The organism is Ideonella azotifigens, from assembly GCF_006519715.1.
Lineage (GTDB): Bacteria > Pseudomonadota > Gammaproteobacteria > Burkholderiales > Burkholderiaceae_C > Ideonella > Ideonella azotifigens.
The window spans coordinates 1-1,662 of the sequence record NZ_VIDT01000953.1; the positions used below are offsets into that span (position 1 = coordinate 1).

At 66.4% G+C, this 1,662-nt stretch carries 2 protein-coding genes; both read right to left on the reverse strand.

Translation table 11 applies throughout. The features are described from left to right. Window positions 1–7 precede the first annotated feature (7 nt). Window positions 8–631 carry an AraC family transcriptional regulator gene (locus FKP22_RS29560; protein WP_231011094.1) on the reverse strand — a complete coding sequence of 208 codons (624 nt, stop codon included), beginning with the start codon at window positions 629–631 and terminating at the stop codon, window positions 8–10. Between the two features lie 8 nt (window positions 632–639). After that, window positions 640–1,662: DUF3570 domain-containing protein (locus tag FKP22_RS29565; RefSeq protein ID WP_141291778.1), on the reverse strand; the 1,023-nt coding region annotated here is incomplete at its 5' end.

The following is a 1,662-nucleotide window of genomic DNA, read 5'->3' on the forward strand; positions in this document are numbered from 1 at the left end:
ACCGCCGTCACTGCCAGACTTTGACGTCGAACACCGGCTGCAGCGTGCGCGCCGAGTCCTTGATCTGCAGCTCGACGTACTTGGGCTCACTGCCCTTCTCGAACTTCAGCGTAGTGCCGCGCCTGTAGTCGCGTTCGTGCGGGCCCTTGCCGACGAAGATGGCCACCAGCGTGTGCTCGCCGCTGCGCAGGTTGCCCAGATAGAGGCGTTGCACGCCACCGCGCCGCAGCGCCACCAGCTCGCGCTCGGTGTAGAGGTGGTTGCCGACTTCCTTGCCGTCCAGCAGCACCTGCACCGAGTCCAGCAGGAACAGGTCGCCGACGTCGCTGGAGACGAACACGGCCACCTGCGTGCTGGCCGGGAACAGCAGTTCCTCTTCGAGCAGCAGCAGGTCGCGGTTGAGCTGGATCACGTCGGACTTCAGGCTTTCGACGCGCGCGTCCAGCGCCACCGGGTCGGACGGGGCGGATGCAGCGGTCGCGGGCACAGCGGCTGCAGCAGGGTCCACAGCAGGAGCAGAAGCCGCCGCCTCGGGCGCGGTGGCTTGCGACCAGCTGGTGAGAGGTGCGGCCAGGGCCAGCAGGCAGCCGGCGGCAGCCAATGCCTTGCGCAGCGCTTGGGGGAAGGTCATGGGCATCATCAGAAGCTCGCGGTCATGTAGAGCTGCACCACATGGCCGGTGAAGGCGTAGGGCTTGCCGGTGCGGATGTCGGTGAAGTCCTGGTAGTCGAAGCGCACGATTTCCCAGGAGCCGTGCAGCTTGACGTCGTACTTGCCTGGCACGTTGGCCGCGTTCCAGCTCAGGTGCGCACCCAGCGACATGCTGTTGAAGGTGCCGAGCTGGCGGTTGCGGCTGAAGTAGGTGGTTTCGGTGGGCGCGTTGTCGCTGTAGAACAAGGCCTTGGTCTGGTGGTTGTAGCGGCCGAAGCCATCGATCAGGAAAGCATCGCCCAGGTAGCGGGTGTAGCCAGCCTCCAGTGTGTTGGCGCGGATCGCCCAGTTGTCCCAGAAGTACCTGTATTCGGCATGCACGGCGCTGCGGGCACCGGCCTCGCCCACGTCGCCAATCACGCGGAACTTGACCGCCCGGCCGGAGCGGGTGCGCGGGTTGTTCTCGTGGATGAAGGAGCCGAAGACACGCGCCAGCCGGTAGGGGCTGCCGAGGTAGCCGTCATCGGCAATGGCTTCGAGGTTGGCGCTGGCGACCCAGCGCGGGCTGAGGATCAGGCTGCCGCCGACGCGGTACTGCCAGTGGCTGGCGCTGTCGGAGAAGCTCGGGTTGTCGTGCATGCCGACCTGGTCCTGCCCGCGCGTGAAGCCCAGCGAGATGGTGCTCAGGCCGCTGAGGATCTCCTGCGACACGTCGACCGAGAAGCTGTTGGCGACGTAGTCCGGCTCCTGGCTGTGCGAGCCGCCGAGCGTGATCAGGCTGTCGCGCGTGGCATAGGCCAGACTCAGGGAGAGCTCGTTGCGCATCTCGTGGTAGGCGCTGGCGGTGGTGACCACGTCGATCGAGGCGTTGCTCACGAGGTCCACGTAGTAGGTGCCGCTGAGCGAGACGGTGTCGGCAATGTTCTTGCGGATCAGCAAGGCCGGGCCGACGGCTTTGACGCCGCCACCGTCGTAGATGTGCACCATCGCTTCAGCGGTGTCGGCCGGCAG

Bases quoted from the DNA above. Each gene is read 5' to 3' on its own strand.
- FKP22_RS29560 (WP_231011094.1), bottom strand. From the start codon at position 631: ATGACCTTCCCCCAAGCGCTGCGCAAGGCATTGGCTGCCGCCGGCTGC.